Source organism: Sandarakinorhabdus limnophila DSM 17366 (assembly GCF_945882885.1).
GTDB lineage: Bacteria > Pseudomonadota > Alphaproteobacteria > Sphingomonadales > Sphingomonadaceae > Sandarakinorhabdus > Sandarakinorhabdus limnophila_A.
In genome coordinates, this window is sequence record NZ_CAMCWT010000018.1 from 13,537 (window position 1) to 35,679 (window position 22,143).

Genomic DNA, 22,143 nt, shown 5'->3' on the forward strand with positions numbered 1-22,143 from the left:
GCCAGTGCCATGCGCGCGTCACCTGTCTTGCAAGAGAGGGCGGCGCGGTGCCACACTGGGCGCCATGAAACACGTGATCCTGCTCATCGGCCTGCTGGCCGCCACTCCCGCCGCCGCGCTGGATGATCCGATGCTGAAACGCGCGGAGGCCGTGCTCAAGCGCCAGCCGATCATCGATGGCCATAATGACTATCCGGGCGCGCTGCGCGGCAGTTTCGGCGAGGGCTGGTGGAGCCAGGATCTGAAGGCCGATTCGCGCAGCTTCAAACGGCCGCTGATGACCGATATCACCCGCCTGCATCAGGGCCGCGTCGGCGGGCAGTTCTGGAGCGTGTATGTGCCCGCCATCGTTACCGGCCCGGCAGCGGTGAAGCAGACCATCGAGCAGATCGACATCGTGCGCGGATTCGTGGCGAAATATCCGCAGGATCTCGAATTGGCCGGCACCGCCGCCGATATCCGCCGCATCCAGAAAACCGGCAAGGTCGCCAGCCTGATGGGCGTGGAAGGCGGCAGCCAGATCGACAATTCGCTGCCCGTGCTGCGCATGTATCACGCACTGGGCGTGTCTTACATGACGCTGACCCACACCAAGCACAATGATTGGGCCGACAGTGCCAATGAATCGCCGCGCCCGCAGCCGTTGAGCGACTATGGCAAGGCCGTGATCAAGGAAATGAACCGCATCGGCATGCTGGTTGATCTGTCCCACGTGTCGCCTGGCACAATGAAGGCGGTGCTGGCGGTGACCAAGGCGCCGGTGATCTACAGCCACTCTTCCGCCCGCGGCATCGCCGATCATGTGCGCAACGTGCCCGATGATGTGCTGCCACTGGTGAAGGCCAATGGCGGCGTGGTGATGGCGACCTATGTGCCCGGCTTCATCAACGCCGCCCGCCAGGCCTGGGAAGCCGCCCGCGCCGGCGAGCGCCAACGTCTGACCGCGCTGTATATCGGCCAGTTGGAGCGCCAGGGCGCCGCGATGGCGGAGTGGGATGCGAAGAATCCGCGCCCGCCGGTGGGCATCGGCGATGTGGCCGATCATATCGACCGGATGGTAAAGCTGGCCGGCGTCGATCATGTCGGCATCGGCGGCGATCTGGATGGCATCGATTCAACGCCCACCGGGCTGGAAGGCGTGGAAACCTATCCGGCGCTGATCGCCGAACTGCTGCGCCGCGGTTATTCCGAAGCCGATTGCGAGAAGATCGCCGGCGGCAATCTGCTGCGGGCGATGGAATCAGCGGAAAAGGTGGCGGCGAGCATGGCGGGTGAAGTGCCGCCGGATGTGAAGCCGTAACCCTCGGTTGCTTTCTGATTGAGGCGGTCGTCGCCCCGGATCAAGTCCGGGGCGACGTTTCGATTTTTGCGCAACAGGGCCCAAAAGGGGCTCTCTTCGAGCGTGCGGGAAGGGCTGAAAAGTCGCCCAGAAACACAAATGGGGACTGGTGTTGCCACCAGTCCCCACTGTGTCGTGCCCCTCCTTTCGGAGGACATGGGCGGTCCGGTCGGCGCCTGCGCTCACAACCTCGTCGGCTGGAGCTGCGGCGGCTGGCCTCGCGCACTTCCACGGCACTTTTGCATCTGCATCCATCTCGGCCCTTCCGGGCCTGCTTGTCTGCAGTGCCGGACCTTTTCGCTCCACCCGTTCGGCCTTGCGTGTCGGCTTTCGCCTGCCGCCTGGTCGTTCTGGTGGGCGCATTGGCCCACGGCTGGTATCCTTGTCCCTCGCCCTTGCGGCCCTGCTTGCGCGGAACCGCTCATGGCTGCGGACTGGCCTTCCATCCGCTCGGCTGCTGCCCTTGCCATTGCGCCCAGAGCATAGCTGTTAAGGCTCGGCCCGGTGGCTTCGGTGGCGGAGATGCTTTGCGGAACCTCCTTTCCCCGATCTGCCGGGCCTGGGGTTGCCCCCGTGCCCGTGGCGCTTTGGCTGGCGTTTCAGCCCAGGCTGGCGGTCGTTTCCGGCGTCGTTTCAGCCTGATTTTCACCAGTCCGCCCGGTTCACCTTCACAGGCCCTCCAGCCCCACCATTTGCCGATTTCAATTCCTACCGGAAGGCAAGAATAACCATCTTCAATGGCGATAACCGCTTCATTCCGTTGGCATTTCTGCCGCCGTAAATTCCCGGTTACAGTTGAATGCTCTCACCTTCCGGGTGAGTCGTCAAAGCAAAAATTTCGCCATTCAGCCTGTGGATAACGGGGATAACGGGGATGGAATTCGGCTCAGACCAATTCCACCGCAATCGCCGTGGCTTCACCGCCGCCGATGCACAGCGCGGCGACGCCGCGCTTGCCGCCCGTCCGCACCAGCGCCGCCAGCAGAGTCGCCACAATGCGCGCGCCCGATGCGCCAATCGGATGGCCCAGCGCGCAGGCGCCGCCGTGGATGTTGAGCTTCTCATGCGGGATGGCCAGATCATGCATGGCGATCATCGCCACCGCCGCAAACGCCTCGTTCACTTCAAACAGATCGACATCCGCCACGGTCCAGCCCGCCTTGGCCAGCACCTTCTGGATCGCCGGCACTGGTGCGGTGGTGAACTTGGCCGGCTCATGCGCGTGGGCGGCATGGGCAACGATGCGTGCCTTCACGCTCAATCCCTGCGCCTCGGCCACACTCGCCCGCGTCAACACCAGCGCGGCGGCGCCATCGCTGATCGAGGAGGCATTGGCCGCCGTGATGGTGCCATCCTTCGCGAAAGCCGGCTTCAGAGTCGGGATCTTGTCTGGCCGGGCCTTGCCGGGCTGCTCGTCCGTATCGATCAGCACCTCGCCACCCTTGCCGGGCACCGCCACCGGCACGATTTCGCCGGCAAAGGCCCCACTGGCAATCGCCGCCTGCGCGCGGCCCAGGCTGGCGATGGCAAAGGCGTCCTGCGCCTCCCGCGTGAACTGGTAATCGCGCGCGCTCTCCTCGGCGAAACTGCCCATCAACCGGCCGGGGTCATAGGCATCCTCCAGCCCATCCAGATACATGCTGTCCTTGATGGCATCATGGCCAATCCGCGCGCCGCCGCGATGCTTCAACAGCAGATAAGGCGCATTGGTCATGCTCTCCATGCCGCCCGCGATGACCACATTGGCACTGCCCGCCGCCAACGCATCATGCGCCATGATCATCGCCTGCATGCCGCTGCCACACATCTTGTTGATGGTCACCGCCTCCACGTGCAACGGCAACCCGGCCCCCAACGCCGCCTGCCGCGCCGGCGCCTGGCCCAACCCACCCGGCAACACGCACCCCATCACGATCTGATCCACCGCTTGTGGAGACACCCCCGCCCGCGCCACCGCCGCCTTCACGGCCGCCGCGCCCAACTCGGTGGCCTTCAAACCCGAAAGCGCGCCCTGGAACCCACCCATCGGCGTGCGGGCGTAACTGGCAATGACGACGGGATCGGACATGAGGGTGGCTCCGGTTGCTGTGAGCGCCTTTTACGAGGGTGAGGCTACGGGAGGAAGGGTGAAAGCGGGCCTCCGGCGGGCAGGGTCGCAGACCCTGCACCCGTTTATTTTCAGGCGCGCTGGCTGTGAGGGTGTCTGCTTTCGAAACGAAGCAGGCCTGTCAGCCAGACCTGACACATGCTAGTTTCGACGGATGATCAAGATTTCGTGCGCTGCATGTGGGCAAATCCTCACGCGTGATGGTCGATGGGGTGACATATCGGAATGGGATAATCTGGTGGCAGAGCGGTGCTCGCCGGTCGCCGCCGGTGTATTTGTCCGTCTACCGGAAGACAGCGTCTCAGTTCTGCAGCCCGACAATCAATCCAGGACACAAGTTTATTCTCCGGAAAATGCTGTTTCAGCGCATCCGGAAATGGTTATCAGGGAGAATTGGACGTCCGCCGGCGTTGATCAAGGCTGTTGCGGATCGAGCGGAATGGATGGCCCCAATCGCGCCTGCACCTGCTGGCAAATGGTCGCAACTGAATGGAGTGACTGCTACACGCAGGCAGAGATACGCTTCCTGCCCGATACAATTGTCGTTTCCGAATAAATCGAATTTCCACTCCAAGTGCCACGTCAGGCACCGCCCGAAATCGAACGGGTGCAGGGACCGCGTCCCTGCCCGCCGGGGGCTCTCCCCCTCACTGAAATCCCTTCAGGCCGCCCGCACGCCCTGCACGCCGCTGCCCACGTGCAGCATGGTTTCGGCGCCATCGCGAATATGGAACACCGTGCCTTGCGGCGCGTCGGCGGCGACGGGGACGCCTTGCCAATCCTGCCCGCCCACCAGGATGCCGCGCAGCACGCGGGCGGTGATGCCGTGGCTGATCACCAATAGCGGCCGCGTCATGTCCAGCCCGGCCAGCCAGTCGGTCAGGCGGGCGGCGATTTCGGGGAACCATTCGCCGCCGGGGGGCGGCACGCGGAACAGGCGGCGATCGGGGCAGACGATGTGTTCGCCAAGGTCTGCCACGATATCGGCGTAATAGCGGCCTTCCCATTGGCCGACATCGATTTCGAGCAGGCGCGTGTCTTGCTGCCAATCAAAGAAGGGCACGCCCAGATGCTCGCTCACGATGGCGGCGGTTTGCTGGGTACGGCCGGAGGGGGAGACCCAGAAATCGCGGTCGGGCGCATCGCCCAGCACGTCGCGCAGGGCGGCACCCATGGCTTCGGCCTGGGCGATGCCGGTGCGGGTGAGCGGGGTGTGCGCGCTGTTGCCCTGCATGCGGGCCGCGGCGTTGAACACGGTTTCGGCGTGGCGGGCGAGAATCAGATCCATCTGCCATTCATAGGCCCATTTCCCCGCACATCGCCACTACCACCGTGCGCGTTTGTGGCTATAGTACCGCCATCTTCACCATTTCGTTACTGGAATCAGAATGAAGGCCACCGTTGAGCGCGCAACGCTGCTGAAGTGCCTGGGCCATATCCAGTCGGTGGTGGAGCGTCGCAACACCATCCCGATCCTTTCCAACGTGCTGATCGAAGCTCGTGCAGATGGGCTGCGGCTGATGGCGACCGATCTTGATCTGCAGGTGGTGGAAAACATCCCCGCCGCGATCGATCTGAACGGCGCCACCACGGTTTCGGCCCACACGCTGTTCGATATCGTGCGCAAGCTGCCGGAAGGCTCGCAGGTTGAACTCTCCGTGTCGGGTGATCGCATGAGCGTGAATGCCGGCCGCAGCCGGTTCAGCCTGGCCACCTTGAATCGCGATGATTTCCCGGTAATCGCCGAAACCGATCTGCCGGTGCACTTCACGCTTTCGGCTGGTGAGCTGAAGGAACTGATCGACGCGGTGAAGTTCGCGATTTCCACCGAGGAAACCCGTTATTATCTGAACGGCATCTATCTGCATGCCACCACCGGCCCGTCCCCGAAGCTGCGCGGTGTGGCCACCGATGGCCACCGCCTTGCCCGGATCGAGCTGGATCTGCCGGCCGGCGCGGCCGACATGCTGGGCGTGATCGTGCCGCGCAAATGCGTGAACGAAGTGCGCAAGCTGCTCGACGAGATGGCTGCCGATGCGCCGGTGGAAATCGGCCTGTCGCCGGCGAAGGTGCGGTTCCGTTTCTCGGCCGATTCAACGCTCACCAGCAAGCTGATCGACGGCACCTTCCCGGATTATACCCGTGTGATCCCGACCGCGAACGACAAGCTGCTGAAGATCGATGCCAAGGTGCTGGCCGAAGGCGTGGACCGCGTTGCCGCCATCGCCACCACCGAAAAGACCCGCGCGGTGAAGCTGGCGCTGGGCCGGGACAAGGTCACGCTGTCGGTCACTAGCCCGGAGAATGGCACGGCTTCGGAAGAACTGCCGGCTGATTATGCTGCCGCCGATATCGAGGTTGGCTTCAACTATCGCTATTTGCTCGACATTCTAAGCCAGGTTGGCAGCGATCTGGTGGATGTGCACTTGGCCGATGCCTCGGCACCGACCCTGATCCGTGAGAATGACAGGTCCAAGGCGCTTTACGTCCTCATGCCCATGCGAGTGTGAAGCGAGGAGCCTGCAATCAGCCGTGCTGTTTGCAGGCTCGCTGAGCAAGCGGTCAGTAAGCGAAAAAAGGCGGCCCCGACAGGGCTCCCTTTTTCGTTTCGTTTGATGGCCCGGCTTTGCCACTGGCCGCCCGGCTCAATTCGCCCCGAGGCGCTCCGCCAGAATATGCTGAACCGTCGGCTGCATGCCCGCGTTATAGCGGGCCAGCACTGGGTGTTCGCCGCCGGCGCAGAAATGGGTGATCAGGTCCCGACCGGTCCAGTAATGCAGGGCAAAGCCGGGCAGTTCCGCCACGATCATGTCGCGGCCATCGGGATTTTCACCGTCGATCGTGCGAAAATCGATGGCGACTTGCGGCGCCGATGAGGGGCACACCGCCAGCGTGGTGCCATGCCAGCCAGTGACGATGGCGCGATGAAGGTGCCCGGTGATCATGCGAATGATCTGCGGGTGGCGGCGCACCACTTCGGCCAGGCGCTGTACCCAGGGTGCATCAAGATCCTCGGTCATCCAGCCGTTTCCGGTTTCGATCGGCGGGTGATGGAGGACAAGCATGGTGGGGCGGTTGTCTTCCATCAGCGTTTCATCCAGCCACGCGGCCTGTTCGGCGCAAAGCGCGCCGCCGTGGTGGCCTTCCTCCAGCGTGTCGAGCACCACGAAGCGAAGCGGGCCGTGCACGAACGCATATTGCACAAGGCCGGCGCCGCTCACCGGCACATCGGGAAAGACGCTGCGGAAATTAGCCCTGAGATCATGATTGCCCAGCACGAAATGCACCGGAAACGGCAGACGCTCGGTGATGCTTTTCAGGGTCTGGTAGGAGTTGATGCTGCCGCTTTCGCTGAGATCGCCGGTGGCCAGCAACAGATCGGGCTGCGGGGTGAGCGCCAGCAACGATTCCACCACCTCGTCGAAACGCTTGCGGTTCAGTTCTGCCGGATCACCCGGCTGGAAACCAAGGTGGATATCTGTCACCTGGGCAATCAGCATCTTCCACCTTCCTGCGGCCACCCATAATGCGCGGGGTGCCCCCCTAACGGCCGTGGCCTCAACAGACACGCCACGAAGGGCGTAACGGACGCAACGATGCGGCGATGGCAAGGGGTGCCGCGCATCAGGCCGGAGCCTGCCGGCTGCGGCCAGCAGCCTGTCTGCCGGCAACCCTGGCGGGTTGGACATGGCCGGCGGGGAGCGCACCTGCGGGCGCAACCCCATCGTGATAGCCATGGCAGGTATCGCAACTGGCGCCGGCCTTGGCCGTGGTGCTTAGCAGGGTCTTGGCCGGAGCGCCGTGGCATTCGCGGCAATTGGCAACGCCGGGAATGTTCACGTCGGTGGAGACCTTGGATTTCGCCACGCTGGTGTGGCAGGCGACACAGGCGGCCTGGCCGGTCTTGCCATTATAGCTCTTGTGCTTGCCGTGCGGGAACTGGCCCTGCGGCAGATAATGATCGTTAATGCTGACCGGGGCGATGGCGAAACGCCGGGTGAGATCGGCTGCACCTGTGTCGGTGACGACATGGCATTCCGTGCACAGGCCCTTGCCGGTAAACACGCTCACCACGGCCGCCTGGGCGCGTGCCGCCGGATTGCCGCCGGGCAGCGGCGGCGGCGTCTTGCCGGGCAGGTGGCGATCAAAGCTCAGGCGTTGCACGCCAGCGCGCGGCGCAAAGCTTTCGGATAGGGTGAAATCGCGGATGATGCCGGCCACCTGGGCGGGCTTGCCGTGCGGCAGGGTGCGAACGGTGCCGCCATCGCGGGCAAAGGCCAGATCGTGGCAGGCACCGCAATTGGCTTCCATGTCGATCGGTTTGAAGCGGACCTGGTCGCTATCGGCCTTGTGGCAATAGCTGCAGGGCAGGGCGCCATCGGCCTCCAGCGGCAGCTGCTGCTTCTGCGCCATATTGGCAACCGCGTTGGTGGTGGATTGGTGGATATCGTGCGGGTAGATCAGCCCCGATTTCTCCCGCGCGCCGGTGAGTGCGGTGCGGGTGAAGACCGGCTTGTCCGCCGATGGCGAGGAGACCAGCGTAGCGCGGAAATCAGGGTGTTTCTCCCAGCCTGGCACGTTGGCCACCGCCGTATCGGGCAGGCGCCCCTTCAGCCCGCTGTGGCAATCGGTGCAGAATGATTCAGCGACTGTCATAACGGTAGCTTCGCCTTCATGTTCCTTGTGGCAACTGGTGCAGCGGCCCTGCGGCAGATTGAAAGCGCTGTGCGCGGCACCCATCACGCCGATTTCGGGCAGCCGGCCCTTGGACATGCGCGCCGGTGCAGCGTGATCGGGCAGCGCCGACGCCGTGTGGCAGGCCTGGCAGCTGCTATCAGTTACCGAAACGAACGCCTTCTGGTGGCACGCGCCGCAATTGTTGGACAGGCTGGCGTGGGCATTAGAGAGCGTGCCGCTTGACCAGCTTTCATCCGGGGCAAAGCCGCCGGCAGCCGCGGGCCGGGCCGTGGGGACAGACAATTTGCCATTGCCAAAGCCCTGGCCGGGGGTGACCGGCTGGGAGGCTTCAGCTATCATAATCTTGGGCAGCGCGGGCTCGCCTTCGCCGATGAAGTGGAACAGCGGCACCAGCAACAGCAGCACCAGCACGGCCAGCCCGCCAATCCACGCCATGCGGCGCTTGGTCGGCATCGCTCCGGAAAGCGAGAAGATGCTGGTTTCCTGCGCTGCGTCGGCGGCTTCGATTGGCGGCACGACGCGTTCGGCGGTGATGGCAACGGCGCCATCCTCACCGGGTGACAACGACAGCCTAAACGGCCCGATATCAATGACGGGATTTTCGGCTACGGCCAGATCGGCGCGGGTGACGAACTTGCCGCCCACTTCCACCGGTACGCCGCCGGTGGTTTCCACACTCACCTTGCCAGCGGTGATCTGCACCAGCCGGGCGTGGCGCAGCATCACGGCCAGATCTGCCAGCTGGATATCGCAATCTGTACCTCTGCCAACGGTCAATTCGGCCTGCACTAAAGTGCGGGTGCGAATGATGTCCCCACCATCGGCGCGCTTGGCGACCTGGCGAACGATAAAGCTCATGCCCGCTTCCCCCTTACCAGTACAGGAACACGGAAATGATGTGCGCCAGCAATGCTGCCAGCAGCGCGATCGTTACCGGCACATGCATGTAAAGCCACAATTCCAGTTGGGTTTTCATACGTATATGGCGGCGGGCCTGCGCCAACGCCGCCTCCTTCCTTTCCAGCAGGAATTCGATCTGCTCCAGGCGATCATCGACCCGGCCGGTGCGCCGGCCCGTCATCACCTTTTCGATGATGGCCGCCAGCGCCCTAGCGTTGCCATCATTTGTGTAATTGCCTGACAGGCGCTGGCCCAGCGAACCGGCGATGCGGTATTCTTCCAGGCTCATCCGCACCAGCGCCGCGTCGTCTGCATCCAGCGGCTGTGCGGCTGTATCGAGCTGGCGATCCAGGGTGCGAATCGCTTCCAGCATCTGCAACTGCGTGACCTCGCCGCGGTTGGCCGACAAGCGTTCGGGCAGTGTCGCATAAAGGCTGATGCCCCACAGGCCAGACAGGATCACGATCATCATCAGCGCCCACGCCAGCGTGTGGACGTTCCATCCCAGTTGGAAACCGGTGTGCAGCGTCCCGACGACGATCAGCGACAGACCCAGATAGACATGCGCGCTGGTCCAGCCCTTCAGGCTGAACGGCTTTGATCCGATCACGCGCTTGCGAATGCCCAGAAGCGACAGCCAGACGATCATGCCGGCGCCGATGCTGCCGAGCAGATAGCCCAGCCAGGTGCCGCCATTGTGGCGGGGCACTGGATCGGTAAGCAGATAAGCGCCGAGGGCAACCACGCTTAGGGTGGTCGCCACCTTGGCCCAGCGCCCGCGCCTGTGATTGAGGAAGCCCTCGTGCGCAGTGTCACGTGGCGCGCGGGTGAGGGCCTTGCCGGTCATCGCCCGGCCGGCCTTTGCCTTGCTGGCCATCAGCGGCCCTCCCGTTTCATCAGGGCGACACCGAGGAATTGTTCCGGCGAGACGCGAATGGCAGCGCCAGTGGGGCAAGAGCGCACGCAGGCCGGGCCGCCTTCCTGGCCCGAACACATGTCGCACTTGATCGCCTTCTTGGCCTTTTCGGCATAGGAGGGATCATGTTTCTTGGCCCAGTTGTGGCTGGCTTCCCCGGGGCCGGGGCCGCTGCCGAACATGAACCAACTGAGCAACCACGGCTTTTTCGGCGGCGTCTTGTCGAGCCGGATCACGCCATAGGGGCAGTTGCGCTGGCAATTGCCGCAGCCGATGCAGGTTTCATCGATATAGACTTCGCCGGTGGGCCCGCGGTGGATGGCGTTGGGCGGGCAATCGGCCATACAGTGCGGATGTTCGCAGTGACGGCAGCTGGTCGGCACGTGCAGATGGGCATAGGTGCGCCCGGCTTCACGATCCAGCCGCGACAGGCCGTCATGGGTATCGGCGCAGGCCTTCTCGCAATTGTCGCAACCAACGCACAATTTCTCGTCGATGAGCAGCACGTCGGTGGCTTCACCAAGGCCCTGTTCCACCAGGAAGTTGGCCACCCCGGTGTACATGTCGACCACGCCGGAAAAGCTGTCCTTTTTGGATTCGACAAAATTGTTGAGCTGGGTGCGGCTGGCCATTTCGCCGCGCAACTTGTTGAGCAATTGCGGCTTGGTGGCCAGCAGCGCGCGGAACGTTTCGCCCGAAAGGCGGATCACGTCGCTCTTCACCGCCGCGCGCACCGTGGCGGAACGCGCACTGCCGTCGATCACGCTCATCTCGCCAACATAGCTGCCGGCGGGAACATAACTGAGGAACACCGATTTGCCGCCGATCGACTTTTCCACCACCATCGAGCCGGAGCGGATGATGAAGATGTCGTCGCCGGTTTCGCCTTCCTTGATTATGACCTGGCCGGAACGGATGGTTTCCACCTTGGCGCCGGCGATCACGTCGACCAGATCGGCGGGCGCGAGGCCCGATTTAAAAATCTGCAGCAAGGTGCGTTCGGTGTTGATGCGGGTGATCTCGCGCGATGCCGATGGCACCTGGCTCATCAGTTTCAGCGCGGCATTGCGGCTGATTTCCACCACGATGGTATCGCGCGCGGCCTTGATGGTCGCACCGCGCCGGCGGCCGGAAATCAGGCCGACTTCGCCAAAGATCTGCCCGGTGCCGATTGACACGGTGATGGACGGATCATTTGGATTCACTTCCACCGCCACCTCGCCATCGGCGATGCCGAACAGCGATGAACCGGGGGCGTTTCGTTCGAAGATCACCTCACCCTGCGCGTAGCGCTTCACGCTCGAATCCAGCATGAATTCGCGTATCTGCAGGCTGCTCATGCCATTCAGGATCGAAACGCTTGTGCGCAGATATTCCAGCCATTCGGCAACGCTGCGCCTGCCGGGCAGGCCGGCAAACTTGGCTTCCAGAATCGGTTCGTCTGCAGGCTTGAGATCGAGATTGCCGTTGATGAACTCCACCACGTCGTGGCCCTGGTTCATGCAGTGCTTGATCAAAGGATAGCCGGCCAGCGCGCCGGTGACATAGATGCCCGGCGCGGTCGATTCGAATGTGGCGGAAAGCTTGGGGAAGGCGAGCCGGTCGGCGCTGGCAAATTCGATGCCGCAGCCTTCGACAAAGCTGCGCGGCGGCGCCGAACCGATACGGGCGATAATCCGGTCGCAGCGCGCCCGCACTTCGCCATCTCGGGTTTCAACCGTAATGAAGCCGGTTTCCACCGCTGTAGTGTTGGCTTCAGCCATAATGCTGATGCGCCCCGAATCGCGCGCCGCTATCAGCGCCTTGACGTTGGCATCCTTGGCGGTGGGGAAATCGGCTGTGCGGTTGATAAGCGTGACCGTGTTGTTCTGCGCCGGATCGGCGCACAGGCCGAGCGCATTTTCGATCCCGGCATCGCCGCCGCCGATCACAAAGATATGTTCGTCGGTATATTCGGTGGGATCGTCGAGCTGGTACTGGACATGGGGCAGGTTGCCACCCGGGCAGCCCATCAGATTGGGGTTGCCCTGGGTACCGAGCGCTATGATCACGGTTTCGGCCATGATCTCTTCGCCGTTCACCAGCATCAGGCGATAAGGCGGGGCGTTGCGCTGCAGTTCGGTCGTGCTGGTCGTGCCATCGCGGTTGCGGCTGACGATCGGCATCACCGATCCGGGGATGGGCGCGCCGGTGCCAACGATGTTCTTCACTTCAGCGCCGTGCTTGACGTTCACGCTGGCGGCCGCCGTCTGTTCGTTCCAGGTGCCCAGCACAACCTCGCGCTTGCCGGCTTCGAAATCCAGCGGCGAGCGCAGAACCAGTTGCGATGGCGTTGCCATCACATGCTTGCCCTTCTGGTATTTGTAGATCGTATCCGACAGATGGTCGGTCTTTTCGAGCAGGATATGGCTCAGCCCCAACTTGGCAGCATGAGCCGCTGCCGAAAGCCCGGCAGGCCCCGATCCCACAATCGCGATGCGGTAGGTCGTCACAATGATCTTGCCCCCCCCGGGCTCACACCCGTCGATTCAAAGCCTGTAGCAGCGCTTTGATTCCAGATAAATCCCTAGCATCTTCATACGTATCGGCTAGAGCAAGAATGCAAGCAGAAGCAAAATTTCGCCATTCTGCCGCCGCCAACCGATGGAGACCACCCGCAGATGCTTGCCGAAATCGGCCATTTCGCCCTTATCCTCACCTTGCTGGTGGCGGTTGCGCAAGCGGTGCTGCCGATGCTGGGCGCGATCCGCGGGGATGCGGCGCTGATGGCGTTCGGGCGCAGCGCGGCGGCCTTGCAGGCTTTGCTGATCGCCATCAGCTTTGGCTGCCTGATGACGCTGTTCGGCCAAGCCGATTTCTCGGTCAAGCTGGTCGCCAATCACAGCGCCCTGTCGCAACCGCTGCCCTACCGGCTGGCGGCGACGTGGGGCAATCACGAAGGCTCCATGCTGCTGTGGGTGCTGGTGCTGTCGATCTATGGTGCTGGCATCGCGCGCTTTGGCGACAATCTGCGCGTCACGCTGCAGGCGCGCATCCTTTCGGTGCAGGCGATGATCAGCGTTGCCTTCCTTGCCTTTGCGTTGTTCACGTCCAACCCGTTTGAGCGCCTGTTCCCGGTGCCGCTCGACGGCGCGGAATTGAACCCGTTGCTCCAGGATCCCGGTCTCGTCTTCCACCCGCCGCTGCTGTACCTGGGCTATGTCGGCTTTTCCGTCACCTTCAGCTTTGCCGTCGCTGCCTTGCTGGAAGGCCGCGCCGATCCGGCGTGGGCGCGCTGGATGCGGCCGTGGGTGCTGGCGGCCTGGGTGCCGCTTACCTGCGGCATCACGCTGGGCAGTTTCTGGGCCTATTACGAACTGGGCTGGGGCGGTTGGTGGTTCTGGGATCCGGTGGAAAATGCGAGCTTCATGCCATGGCTGATTGGCACGGCGCTGCTGCATTCGGCCATCGTCACCGAAAAGCGCGGCAGCCTCGCCGGTTGGACAATCCTGCTCGCCATTCTCGCCTTCTCGCTGTCGCTGATCGGCACCTTCCTTGTCCGCTCCGGCATTCTCACTTCGGTGCATGCCTTTGCGGTCGATCCGGAACGCGGCGTGTTCATCCTTGCCATGATTATCGGCGCCACCGGCACGGCACTGGCGCTGTTTGCCGCCCGCGCGCCGATGCTGCGTTCCGGCGCCCTGTTTGGCAGCGTCAGCCGTGAATCGGGGCTCACCTTCAACAATCTGCTGCTGATGGCGCTCACCGCGGTTGTGTTCCTCGGCACCTTCTATCCGGTGATCATGGAAGCCGTGTCGCCCACCAACAAGATTTCGGTTGGCCCGCCTTATTACAACCTCGTCTTCGTGCCGCTGGTGGCGCCGCTGCTCATCCTCGTCACCATCGGGCCGATGCTGTCATGGAAGCGCGATGATCTGGCGGTGCTGGGCAAGAAACTGCTGTTGCCTGTGGCCGCGATCGCGGCGCTGCTTGCCGGGCTGACACTGTGGCTGGGCGCGGCGCAGGTCGTGGCGGCGCTGGGTCTCGCGCTCGGCGGCTGGCTGGTGCTGGGCGCTGTGCTCGTGCTGGTGCGGCGTTGGTGGGGCGCGGGCGGTTTTTCGTGGCGGCTGGTGCGTACCACGCCGGCGGCGACCGTTGGGCTTGTATTGGCCCACGCCGGTCTGGGTTTCACCACCGCCGGTATCGCGACGATGACGAGTTTTGCCGCTGAAAAAATCCTGGTGATGCGCCCTGGTGAAACGGCCGCAGCCGGACCGGTGAGCGTTACCATGCTGGGCGCCGAGGAAGTGGACGGCGCCAATTATCGTGCCCTGCGCGCCCGCTTCATGGTCAGCCAGAACGGCCACGAACACGCGCTGGTATCCGAACGCCGGATTTACACCGTTTCGGGCAGCCAGACGACGGAAGCCGGCATCGGCGTGTCGCCGCTGGGCAATCAATATGTCGCCATCGGCGATGTGCAGCAGGATGCACGCGGGCAGGGGCTGGTGGTGCGCATCTACTGGCATCCCCTCGTGGGCTGGATCTGGTTTGGCGGGCTCCTCATGGCGATGGGCGGCGCGGCCAGCCTGGCCGATCGCCGCTTCCGCATCGGCGCGCCGCAGGTGCGCTCACCCCTTGCGCCCAATCTGGTTCCGGCGGAATAAGCGGCCCATCATGAAGCGTGTGTTGTTCATCCTGCCGGTCATCGCCTTTGCCGGGCTTGCCGCCTTCCTGGGCTTTGGCCTGACGCAGGACCCCAAGGAGCTGCCGAGCCAGTTGATCGACCGGCCGCTGCCCGAATTCGTACTGCCCGGCATCACCGATGCACCGGGCGGTGGCCCGGGCTTGGCCAGCGCCAGCTTCAAGGGCGAACCGCGGCTGCTCAACGTGTGGGCGAGCTGGTGCGCCGCCTGCCCGCAGGAACACCCCGTGCTGGAACGCATCGCCGCCGAAGGCTTCCCCGTTTATGGCATCGCCTGGAAGGACAAGCCGGAAGACAGCCGCGCTTTCCTCGCGCGCTACGGCGATCCCTATTCCGGCATGGGCAGTGATTTTCCCGGTCGCACCGCCATTGATCTGGGCGTAACCGGTGCGCCGGAGACGTTCGTGGTCGACAAGAAGGGCCGGGTCCGCTTCAAGCAGATCGGCCCGATCAGCCCGGAAGTGTGGGAAGGCCAGATCAGGCCGCTGATGCAGAAATTGCGAGCCGAAGCATGAAGCGCGCGTTGCTTGCCCTGGCGCTGATGCTGGCCACCCCTGCGGCTGCTGTGCTGCCCGATGAAATGCTGCCTGATGCGGCGCAGGAAGCCCGCGCTCGCGCCATTTCCAAGGATCTGCGCTGCGTTGTCTGCCAGAACCAGTCCATCGACGACAGCGATGCGCCGCTTGCCCGCGATCTGCGGGTGCTGGTGCGCGAACAGATCGCCAGGGGCAGCAGCGATGCTGAAGTGCGCGATTATGTTGTGGCGCGGTACGGCAATTTCGTGCTGCTGAAACCGCCGATGGAAGGCGACACGCTGCTGCTATGGCTGGGGCCGTTCGCGATCCTGTTGCTCGGCGGCGCCGGCCTGATTTTCTGGCAACGGCGCAAGCCCGTTGCAACGCCTGATGCCACCCCGCTCACCGAGGCTGAACGCGCCGAGCTTGACCGGCTGGCGGGCCCCCAAGACTGAGACCAACATGACACTCTGGATTATCCTCACTGCGCTCACGGCACTGGCCGCGGCCTGGCTTACCATTCCGCTGGTGCGCCGCCACGAAGCAAGGGTTGACGCCCGCGCCGCCACCATCGCCGTGCTGAAGGATCAGTTGGCCGATGTTGATGTGCAGTTGGCCACTGGCAGCATCCAGCCCGGCGAAGCCGAAGGGCTGCGCAACGAGATTCGCCGTCGCCTGCTTGCCGCCGGCCATATCCCGGCCGAACTTGATCGCACCATGGGCCAGAAGGCGCTTTCCGGCCTGGCGCTGGGCCTTGCGGCCATGGTCGCCGTGGCCGGCGCCGCGCTTTATGTCAGCATGGGCCAGCCCGAGCTGGCGGGTGCTGCTGCTCCGGTTGGCGCGCCCGCAGCCGCTCCGGCCGCTGGCCCGGTTCCCGATGCCGCCGCGCAGGGCGAGGTGAACCAGTTGGTCACCGGCCTTGAACAGAAGATGCAGGCCAACCCCAACGATCCGGAAGGCTGGCGCATGCTGGGCTGGAGCTATTTCCAGACCGCCCGTTACAGCGATGCTGCCAAGGCCTATGCCCGCGCGATCGCGTTGAAGCCCGATGGCGAGGGCTATCAATCAGCCTATGGCGAGGCGTTGGTGCAGGAAGCTGGCGGCCAGATCACGCCCGCCGCTGCCGCTGCCTTTGAAAAGGCCGCGGCGCAGGATGGTGCTGATGCGCGCGCCCGCTATTTCCTCGCCGTGCGCAAGGCCGAACAAGGTGACCGGAAGGGCGCCATCGAAGACATGCTGCGCCTGGTCGCCGATTCGCCCGCGGATGCGCCGTGGCTGCCGCAGTTGCGTTCCGTGGTTCAGCAGACGGCGCAGGCCGCCGGCATCGACATTGCCGCGCGGTTGGCTGCCACCAAGCCGGTGGGCAACGCCGCCGTGCCCGGCCTGCCTCCGCCCGTGGCCGCCGCCGCCAATGCTGCAGCTCCGGCGGGCGTCATGCCCAGCCCCAGCCGCGAACAGGTGCAGGCCGCGCAAGCGATGAAGCCGTCGGATCGCCAGGCGATGATCCGCTCAATGGTTGATGGTCTTGCCGAAAAGCTGAAGGCCAACCCGAAGGATGAAGCCGGCTGGCTGCGCCTGATGCGCGCCCGGCAGGTGTTGGGTGATGTGCCGGCGGCAAAGACGGCGCGCGATCAGGCACTGGCCGCCTTTGCCGGGGATGCCGGTGCGCAGGGACGCATCAAGGCGGCTGCGGCGGAAATGGGCCTCTAACCTTCAAGCAATTCTCCCAGCAGCGGATTGGGGAAACGCCGGCGCTGGGTGATGGCGTGAAACTCCTCGGTCAGGCCGGGGATGGTGAACACCTCCACCAGCGTGCCGGCCGCGTCGCCCACCGCTATCAGCGGGATGGAGCATGGGCGGCGGTCTGATCGCGAAGGCGTGATAGGCGGTGGCGTTGCCCACGGCAGCGCCGCCTCCGGCGGGCAGGGACGGGTCCCTGCCCGCCGGAGTCACTCTTTCCTTCTGCCGCCGGCGCGGCCATGATGGCAGCGCATGACGACGCCCCTCGCCACCGAACCCCCGCCGCTGCATCATGTGCCGCCGCATGATCACAAGCCGGATGACAGCGGTCGCTGGTTCCGGCGCACGTTGGCCGTGATGGCCGGCATCGGGCTGGCGCTGGCGGCCTGGCATTTGCAGCAATTGTTGCTGGTGTTGTTTGCCAGTGCGCTGGTTGGACTGATGCTCAGTGATTTTGCCGCGCTGTTGCAGCGCCGGCTGCGGCTGCCGTTTGCGGTGGCGATTGCAGCGGCGATCCTGATCCCGCTCGCCGCGTTGGCCACCGTTTTCGGGTTGTTCGGCACCATGATGGTGGAACAGTTCATCCATCTTTCGGAACGCTTCCCGGCGGCGCTGGCGCAGGTGGAAAGCTGGGTGCGCAGCTATGCCATTGGTGATGATCTGATTTCGCAGCTGACCAATTATGCGCCCAAGATGGAACAGGTGGTGGGCATCGTGCAGGCGACGCTGGCCAATATCGGATCGGCGATCACCGGCTTTGCGGTCGTGCTGGTCGCGGCGCTGTATCTGGCGGCGCAACCGCGGCTGTATATCGATGGCTTGATCGCCATGCTGCCATCGGAATCGCGGGTGCGTGCCAGCGAAACCGTGGCGGCGGTGCGGGCTTCGCTCACGGCCTGGCTGAAGGGGCAGGCCATTGGCATGGCGTTTGTGGCGGGGGGCACCTCGCTGGGCCTGTGGCTGGTGGGCCTGCCGTCGCCGCTGGCGATCGGGCTGGTGGCCGGGTTGTGCGAATTCGTGCCCTATCTGGGGGTCATTCTGGTGGCGGTGCCCACTGTGATCCTGGGTTTTGGCCAGGGGGCGGATACCGGCATCTTCACCATCATCGCGCTGGTGGTGGTGCAGCAGTTGCAGGGCAATTTGGTGATGCCGATCGCGCAGAGCACGTTTGGCGATCTGCCGCCGGTGCTCACGATTTTCAGCCTGATTGCGGCCGGCACGCTTATGGGCCCGTTGGGCGTGGTGCTGGCGGTCCCGCTCACGGTGGTGGGCATGGCGCTGTTGAAGGTGCGGTTGGCGCGTCTTGGTCGCTCTTCGCCGCTCACCGGCGGCTGACACTCTTGCCACTCCGCGCCGGCCGTGGTGAAGACCGGCGCACATCATGTCCGATCCTACCGCTCCCAATCCGGCCCTCCTGCTGATCGATCGCACCGCCGTGCTGTTTTGCGGCGTGGCGGCCGGCGTTGCCATTGGCCTGGCCTTTGCGCCGCAACTGAGCGCCTGGATGGCCGAAGGGCCGCCGGTAACGGTGGCGGCCGCTGCTCCGGCGCAGGCGGTGGGCGCCGATGGTCTGCCGCAAGCCGTGGCGGCTGCGGCCGACGTGCCGGCTGGCCTGGCCCGCGCCGTTGCCGAAAAGCGCGCGTTCCGCATCGGCGTGTTTGGTGACAGTTTCGGCGATGGCCTGTGGGCGGCGCTCTATAACCAGTTGCCGCGCCGCGAAGCCTTCCAGGTGCTGCGCCATTCCGAACAGGCCACCGGCTTCACCCGTTACGCCCAGAACAATCTGGAAGATCGGCTGGCCGGCATCCTCGCCGAAGGCCCAGTGGATGTGGCGGTGATCAGTTTCGGCGCCAACGACACCCAGGGCATTTATGTGAATGGCAAGGTGGCGCCCTTGCTGTCGGCGCGCTGGAAGGCCGAAATCGCGGCACGCATCACCCGTTATGTGAAGGCGCTGCAGGCCCAGGGCGCCAGCGTGGTATGGGTGGGCCTGCCGGTGATGCGCGATCCGAAATATGATGCCCAGGTACAGGGGCTGAACGCGTTTTACGCAGGGCTGATGGCTGAACTGGATGTGCCGTTCATCGATACGCGTTCCGCAGCTGCCGACGAACAGGGCCGCTATGCCTCGCACCTGCCGGGCAAGGATGGCGTGCCGTGGCTGGTGCGTGCCGGCGATGGCATCCACATGAGCATGAAGGGCTATCGCCTGCTCACCGATTCACTGGCCACGCGCCTGCGCGCCTGGGGGCAGACCGCCCGCGCTGGCAAGCCGGTAACGGCGGATCTGGTGCCGCCGCCGGCCACGTTGCCACCTGAACCCGCGTCGCCAGCCGCCGCCAGCGAACCGTCAGCCGCCGCCAGCACGCCGCCAGCGCCCAGTCCGGCGCCGGACACCGCCGCGCCGGTTCCCGACACCGATTCAGCGCCGATGCAACTGCTGCCGCCGCTACCCGCGGCGCCGCCAGAGCAGACGCCGCCGCCGCCAGCCGAACCGCCCCGGCCCTGATGCCGGCGTTGCTTGCATCGCTGGCGCTTGCCGCTGCGCCGTGCCTGGCGGCGCTGTGCGGGGCCGAGCATGTGGCGGGCGTGCCGCTCAGCGCGGCACAGATGCCCACGGATCGCCCCGTGCATATCGTGCAGATCGGCGATTCGCATACGGCGGGCGATGCCATCACCGGCGCCTTGCGCGACGCATTGCAGGCGCGGCTGGGCAATGGCGGGCGCGGCCTGATGCCGGCCGGGCGCCCGCATGCCGGGGTGCGCCTGCGCGGGGTGAGCGTCTTCACGTCCGGGCCGTGGAGCGTACGCGGCCTGTTCGGCAGCGGGGCTGCAGAACCCTGGCCGCCGCGCGGTATCACGGGTTATACGGTCAGCAGCAGCGCGCCGGGGTCGGCGCTGGCGCTCACCGCCGACGCCAGTTTTACCGCCTTTGGCCTGTGTGTGGCGGCCAGCCCCGATGGCCCGCGCCTCAATCTCACCCTTGGCACCGACACACAGGAACTGGCCTTTGCTGGCGAAGGCCCGCAGTGCCGCCGCATCGTGCCGGGCGCCGCTACCGACAGCGCGCGGCTGGAACTAGTCGGCGGTGAGGCGATCATCACCGGCTGGTGGCTGGAACGGCCAAGCGGTGTCGTCGTCTCCAATCTGGGAGTGCCGGGATCGCAGCTGCAATTCCTTGAGCGCGCCGATGAGGCGACGATCGCCGCGCAGTTTCAGGCGCTGCCGGCCGATCTGGTGATTCTGGCCTTTGGCACCAACGAAGGCTTTGCGCCCTTTTTCGACTCCACGCGCTTGGAAAGCCAGATCCGCGAACAGGTGGCGCGCATCCGCCGGCTGGCTGGGCCGGTGCCGATCCTGCTGCTTGGTCCGCCCGATGCCGCCAGCCGCAACCGTGAACTGAGGGACAATGTGGTGGGCGGCGCGCCCGGCGGTGCCACTGATTGCAACAGTGCCATTCAGGCTACCCCCGATCGCCTGCCGGTGGACGGTATCGACATCCCGCTGTGGAATGATGAAGGCGGCACACTGGCGCCCGATCCGGTGACGCTGTCCGGCCCGATGCCGCGTGCCGTGCGGCGCGGGCTGCCGCTGTTCAACCCGCCGGCCCTGGCCGCGTCCAGCGCCGTGCAGCGCCGGGTGGCGGCCGATCTGGGCATCGCCTTCTGGGATTGGCGGGCACGGCAGGGCGGCGCCTGTTCGGCAGTGCGCTGGATGCAGGCCGGGCTGATGGGCCCGGATTTCATCCATTATTCCGCGGCGGGCGGCGTGGAAGTGGCCCGGCTGTTGTTGGCCGATCTGGATGCGGCACGGGTGGGCGGGCTGCACTGATGCTGTTCCCCACGTTGGATTTTGGCTTGTTCTTCCTGCCCGTGCTGCTGCTCGTCTGGACGGTGGGGTTGGCGTCGAACGAGTGGCGCAAGATCATCCTGCTGCTGGCCAGTTGGGTTTTCTATGGCTTCTGGGATTGGCGCTTCGTGGCGCTGCTGATCGCGTCGGCGGCGATCAACTGGGGCTGTGCGCAGGCCATTCAGCGCCGGCTGGATGATGGCCGCAGCGCTCAGCCCTGGCTGGGCATTGGCGTGGCGGCCAATCTCGCCATATTGGGGTTCTTCAAATATTTCGGCTTCTTCCTTGAACAGTTGGCGCCCATCCTTGCGCGCGCCGGCTGGGGCCGCGATCTGCCGGTGCTGGAAATCATCCTGCCGGTTGGCATCAGCTTCTTCACGTTCCAGGGCATGAGCTACCTGATCGATATTGCCCGCCGCCAGACGGCGCCGGCCAGCTTCCTCGACATCACGCTGCTGATGAGCTTTTTCCCCCACCTCGTCGCCGGGCCGATCGTGCGCGCCAGCCACCTGGTGCCGCAATTCAAGGCGGTGCCAAGGCTGACACGCGGCATGGTGGCGACTGCGCTGATCCTGATCTGCTGGGGACTGTTCAAGAAGACGGTGGTGGCCAGCGAACTCGCGACCGGTCTGGTGGACAAGACCTTCTTTGACCCTTCGGCGCAAACCGGCCTTGATCTCGCGCTGGGTGCCTATGGCTATGCCGTTCAGATCTACTGCGATTTTTCGGCCTATTCCGATATGGCCGTGGGGCTGGCGGCGCTGCTCGGCTATCGCTTCCCGCGCAATTTCGATCAGCCATACCGGGCCACCTCGCTGCAGGATTTCTGGCGGCGCTGGCACATCTCGCTGTCGAGCTGGCTGCGCGACTATCTCTACATCAGCCTGGGTGGTAACCATGGCGGCGTTTGGTTCATCTGCCGCAACCTGATGATCACCATGCTGCTGGGCGGTTTCTGGCACGGTGCCAAATGGACCTTCCTCATCTGGGGCGCGCTGCACGGCGGCGTGCTGGCGATCGAGCGGCTGTGGCGCGAATGGCGGCCGGAAGGCTTTCCCGCGCTGCCCAAGCCCATCGCCATCCTAATCATCTTCCACATCGTGGTGGCCGGCTGGATCTTCTTCCGTGCCGACACGCTGGAAGGCGCGCTGGCCTATTTCAGCCAGCTCTCGGCCTTCCGCCCTGGCCTCACCCTGGCCAGCCCGCTGCTCTGCGGCTTGATCACGCTGGGGCTGGCCATCCATTTCACGCCGCCCACCCTGCTGCCTGCACTGGGCCGGCGCGTGGCGGCATGGCCGGCGCCGGTGCTGGGGCTGGCCGTCGGACTGGCGATCTTGCTCACCGACGCGATGCGCTTCGAAGGCGTCGCTGCCTTTATCTATTATCAGTTCTGAA

General features: G+C 64.8%; 18 protein-coding genes. 11 read left to right on the forward strand and 7 right to left on the reverse strand.

All coding sequences use genetic code 11. The annotated features are described in order from the left end of the window. Nucleotides 1–64: 64 nt before the first annotated feature. Nucleotides 65–1,300, forward strand: coding sequence for a dipeptidase (locus Q7O19_RS05805; RefSeq protein WP_303809230.1), 1,236 nt, complete (start codon nt 65–67; stop codon nt 1,298–1,300). Nucleotides 1,301–2,225: 925 nt separating this feature from the next. On the opposite strand, the gene Q7O19_RS05810 is transcribed toward Q7O19_RS05805, so the two are convergent. Further along, entirely contained in the window at nt 2,226–3,407 is a 1,182-nt protein-coding gene (locus Q7O19_RS05810; protein ID WP_303809232.1) for an acetyl-CoA C-acyltransferase, read from the reverse strand. A gap of 193 nt (nt 3,408–3,600) precedes the next feature. Between Q7O19_RS05810 and Q7O19_RS05815 the strand changes: the two genes are divergently transcribed. Next, on the forward strand, nt 3,601–4,002 hold the full coding sequence (locus Q7O19_RS05815; protein ID WP_303809233.1) for a hypothetical protein: 402 nt from the start codon (nt 3,601–3,603) through the stop codon (nt 4,000–4,002). Between the two features lie 105 nt (nt 4,003–4,107). On the opposite strand, the gene Q7O19_RS05820 is transcribed toward Q7O19_RS05815, so the two are convergent. Beyond that, nucleotides 4,108–4,734 (reverse strand): histidine phosphatase family protein, encoded by a 627-nt coding sequence (locus tag Q7O19_RS05820; RefSeq protein ID WP_303809235.1) that lies wholly within the window; start codon nt 4,732–4,734, stop codon nt 4,108–4,110. Between the two features lie 100 nt (nt 4,735–4,834). On the opposite strand from Q7O19_RS05820, the gene dnaN reads away from it, so the two are divergent. Beyond that, a complete protein-coding gene (dnaN, locus tag Q7O19_RS05825; RefSeq protein ID WP_303809237.1) occupies nt 4,835–5,956 on the forward strand; it encodes a DNA polymerase III subunit beta in 1,122 nt (373 codons plus the stop codon). 135 nt (nt 5,957–6,091) lie between these two features. Here the strand turns inward: dnaN and Q7O19_RS05830 are convergent, their stop codons facing one another. From Q7O19_RS05830 to Q7O19_RS05845, 4 genes are all read right to left on the reverse strand, one after another. Next, entirely contained in the window at nt 6,092–6,946 is an 855-nt protein-coding gene (locus Q7O19_RS05830; protein ID WP_303809238.1) for a phosphodiesterase, read from the reverse strand. Between the two features lie 124 nt (nt 6,947–7,070). Further along, nucleotides 7,071–9,002, reverse strand: a complete 1,932-nt coding sequence (locus tag Q7O19_RS05835; RefSeq protein ID WP_303809240.1) for a cytochrome c3 family protein — start codon at nt 9,000–9,002, stop codon at nt 7,071–7,073. A gap of 13 nt (nt 9,003–9,015) precedes the next feature. Continuing rightward, a complete protein-coding gene (locus Q7O19_RS05840) occupies nt 9,016–9,921 on the reverse strand; it encodes a hypothetical protein (RefSeq protein WP_303809242.1) in 906 nt (301 codons plus the stop codon). Further along, entirely contained in the window at nt 9,921–12,455 is a 2,535-nt protein-coding gene (locus Q7O19_RS05845) for a cyclic nucleotide-binding domain-containing protein (protein ID WP_303809259.1), read from the reverse strand. Before Q7O19_RS05845 ends, Q7O19_RS05840 begins: the two co-directional genes overlap by 1 nt. 165 nt (nt 12,456–12,620) lie before the next feature. Between Q7O19_RS05845 and Q7O19_RS05850 the strand changes: the two genes are divergently transcribed. Genes Q7O19_RS05850 through ccmI form a run of 4 tightly spaced genes read left to right on the forward strand, consistent with a single transcriptional unit; the run spans nt 12,621 to nt 16,869 of the window. Next, nucleotides 12,621–14,606, forward strand: a complete 1,986-nt coding sequence (locus tag Q7O19_RS05850; RefSeq protein ID WP_303809243.1) for a heme lyase CcmF/NrfE family subunit — start codon at nt 12,621–12,623, stop codon at nt 14,604–14,606. A gap of 10 nt (nt 14,607–14,616) precedes the next feature. After that, complete coding sequence (locus Q7O19_RS05855; protein WP_022680656.1) at nt 14,617–15,159, forward strand: DsbE family thiol:disulfide interchange protein; 543 nt, start codon at nt 14,617–14,619, stop codon at nt 15,157–15,159. Then, a complete protein-coding gene (locus Q7O19_RS05860; protein ID WP_022680655.1) occupies nt 15,156–15,614 on the forward strand; it encodes a cytochrome c-type biogenesis protein in 459 nt (152 codons plus the stop codon). The genes Q7O19_RS05855 and Q7O19_RS05860 overlap by 4 nt, the downstream gene beginning before the upstream one ends. A gap of 7 nt (nt 15,615–15,621) precedes the next feature. Then, the gene (gene ccmI / locus Q7O19_RS05865) at nt 15,622–16,869 is read left to right on the forward strand and encodes a c-type cytochrome biogenesis protein CcmI (RefSeq protein WP_303809244.1); all 1,248 of its coding nucleotides are present in this window, start codon (nt 15,622–15,624) and stop codon (nt 16,867–16,869) included. Here ccmI and Q7O19_RS05870 read toward each other — a convergent pair. Next, nucleotides 16,866–16,991, reverse strand: coding sequence for a hypothetical protein (locus tag Q7O19_RS05870; protein ID WP_303809245.1), 126 nt, complete (start codon nt 16,989–16,991; stop codon nt 16,866–16,868). The genes ccmI and Q7O19_RS05870 overlap by 4 nt on opposite strands. 160 nt (nt 16,992–17,151) lie before the next feature. On the opposite strand from Q7O19_RS05870, the gene Q7O19_RS05875 reads away from it, so the two are divergent. The 4 genes from Q7O19_RS05875 to Q7O19_RS05890 are packed head-to-tail and all read left to right on the forward strand — an operon-like array spanning nt 17,152 to nt 22,142. After that, nucleotides 17,152–18,234 (forward strand): AI-2E family transporter, encoded by a 1,083-nt coding sequence (locus Q7O19_RS05875; RefSeq protein WP_303809246.1) that lies wholly within the window; start codon nt 17,152–17,154, stop codon nt 18,232–18,234. 46 nt (nt 18,235–18,280) lie between these two features. Further along, nucleotides 18,281–19,408 (forward strand): GDSL-type esterase/lipase family protein, encoded by a 1,128-nt coding sequence (locus tag Q7O19_RS05880; RefSeq protein ID WP_303809247.1) that lies wholly within the window; start codon nt 18,281–18,283, stop codon nt 19,406–19,408. Next, nucleotides 19,408–20,730 carry a GDSL-type esterase/lipase family protein gene (locus tag Q7O19_RS05885; RefSeq protein WP_303809248.1) on the forward strand — a complete coding sequence of 441 codons (1,323 nt, stop codon included), beginning with the start codon at nt 19,408–19,410 and terminating at the stop codon, nt 20,728–20,730. The genes Q7O19_RS05880 and Q7O19_RS05885 overlap by 1 nt, the downstream gene beginning before the upstream one ends. Continuing rightward, nucleotides 20,730–22,142 carry an MBOAT family protein gene (locus Q7O19_RS05890; RefSeq protein ID WP_303809249.1) on the forward strand — a complete coding sequence of 471 codons (1,413 nt, stop codon included), beginning with the start codon at nt 20,730–20,732 and terminating at the stop codon, nt 22,140–22,142. The genes Q7O19_RS05885 and Q7O19_RS05890 overlap by 1 nt, the downstream gene beginning before the upstream one ends. Nucleotide 22,143: the final 1 nt, after the last annotated feature.

Excerpts from the sequence above, each read along its gene's own strand:
- Q7O19_RS05805 (WP_303809230.1), top strand. The coding sequence starts at position 65 with ATGAAACACGTGATCCTGCTCATCGGCCTGCTGGCCGCCACTCCCGCC.
- Q7O19_RS05810 (WP_303809232.1), bottom strand. The coding sequence starts at position 3,407 with ATGTCCGATCCCGTCGTCATTGCCAGTTACGCCCGCACGCCGATGGGT.
- Q7O19_RS05815 (WP_303809233.1), top strand. The coding sequence starts at position 3,601 with ATGATCAAGATTTCGTGCGCTGCATGTGGGCAAATCCTCACGCGTGAT.
- Q7O19_RS05820 (WP_303809235.1), bottom strand. The coding sequence starts at position 4,734 with ATGGATCTGATTCTCGCCCGCCACGCCGAAACCGTGTTCAACGCCGCG.
- dnaN (WP_303809237.1), top strand. The coding sequence starts at position 4,835 with ATGAAGGCCACCGTTGAGCGCGCAACGCTGCTGAAGTGCCTGGGCCAT.
- Q7O19_RS05830 (WP_303809238.1), bottom strand. The coding sequence starts at position 6,946 with ATGCTGATTGCCCAGGTGACAGATATCCACCTTGGTTTCCAGCCGGGT.
- Q7O19_RS05835 (WP_303809240.1), bottom strand. The coding sequence starts at position 9,002 with ATGAGCTTTATCGTTCGCCAGGTCGCCAAGCGCGCCGATGGTGGGGAC.
- Q7O19_RS05840 (WP_303809242.1), bottom strand. The coding sequence starts at position 9,921 with ATGGCCAGCAAGGCAAAGGCCGGCCGGGCGATGACCGGCAAGGCCCTC.
- Q7O19_RS05850 (WP_303809243.1), top strand. The coding sequence starts at position 12,621 with ATGCTTGCCGAAATCGGCCATTTCGCCCTTATCCTCACCTTGCTGGTG.
- Q7O19_RS05855 (WP_022680656.1), top strand. The coding sequence starts at position 14,617 with ATGAAGCGTGTGTTGTTCATCCTGCCGGTCATCGCCTTTGCCGGGCTT.
- Q7O19_RS05860 (WP_022680655.1), top strand. The coding sequence starts at position 15,156 with ATGAAGCGCGCGTTGCTTGCCCTGGCGCTGATGCTGGCCACCCCTGCG.
- ccmI (WP_303809244.1), top strand. The coding sequence starts at position 15,622 with ATGACACTCTGGATTATCCTCACTGCGCTCACGGCACTGGCCGCGGCC.
- Q7O19_RS05875 (WP_303809246.1), top strand. The coding sequence starts at position 17,152 with ATGACGACGCCCCTCGCCACCGAACCCCCGCCGCTGCATCATGTGCCG.
- Q7O19_RS05880 (WP_303809247.1), top strand. The coding sequence starts at position 18,281 with ATGTCCGATCCTACCGCTCCCAATCCGGCCCTCCTGCTGATCGATCGC.
- Q7O19_RS05885 (WP_303809248.1), top strand. The coding sequence starts at position 19,408 with ATGCCGGCGTTGCTTGCATCGCTGGCGCTTGCCGCTGCGCCGTGCCTG.
- Q7O19_RS05890 (WP_303809249.1), top strand. The coding sequence starts at position 20,730 with ATGCTGTTCCCCACGTTGGATTTTGGCTTGTTCTTCCTGCCCGTGCTG.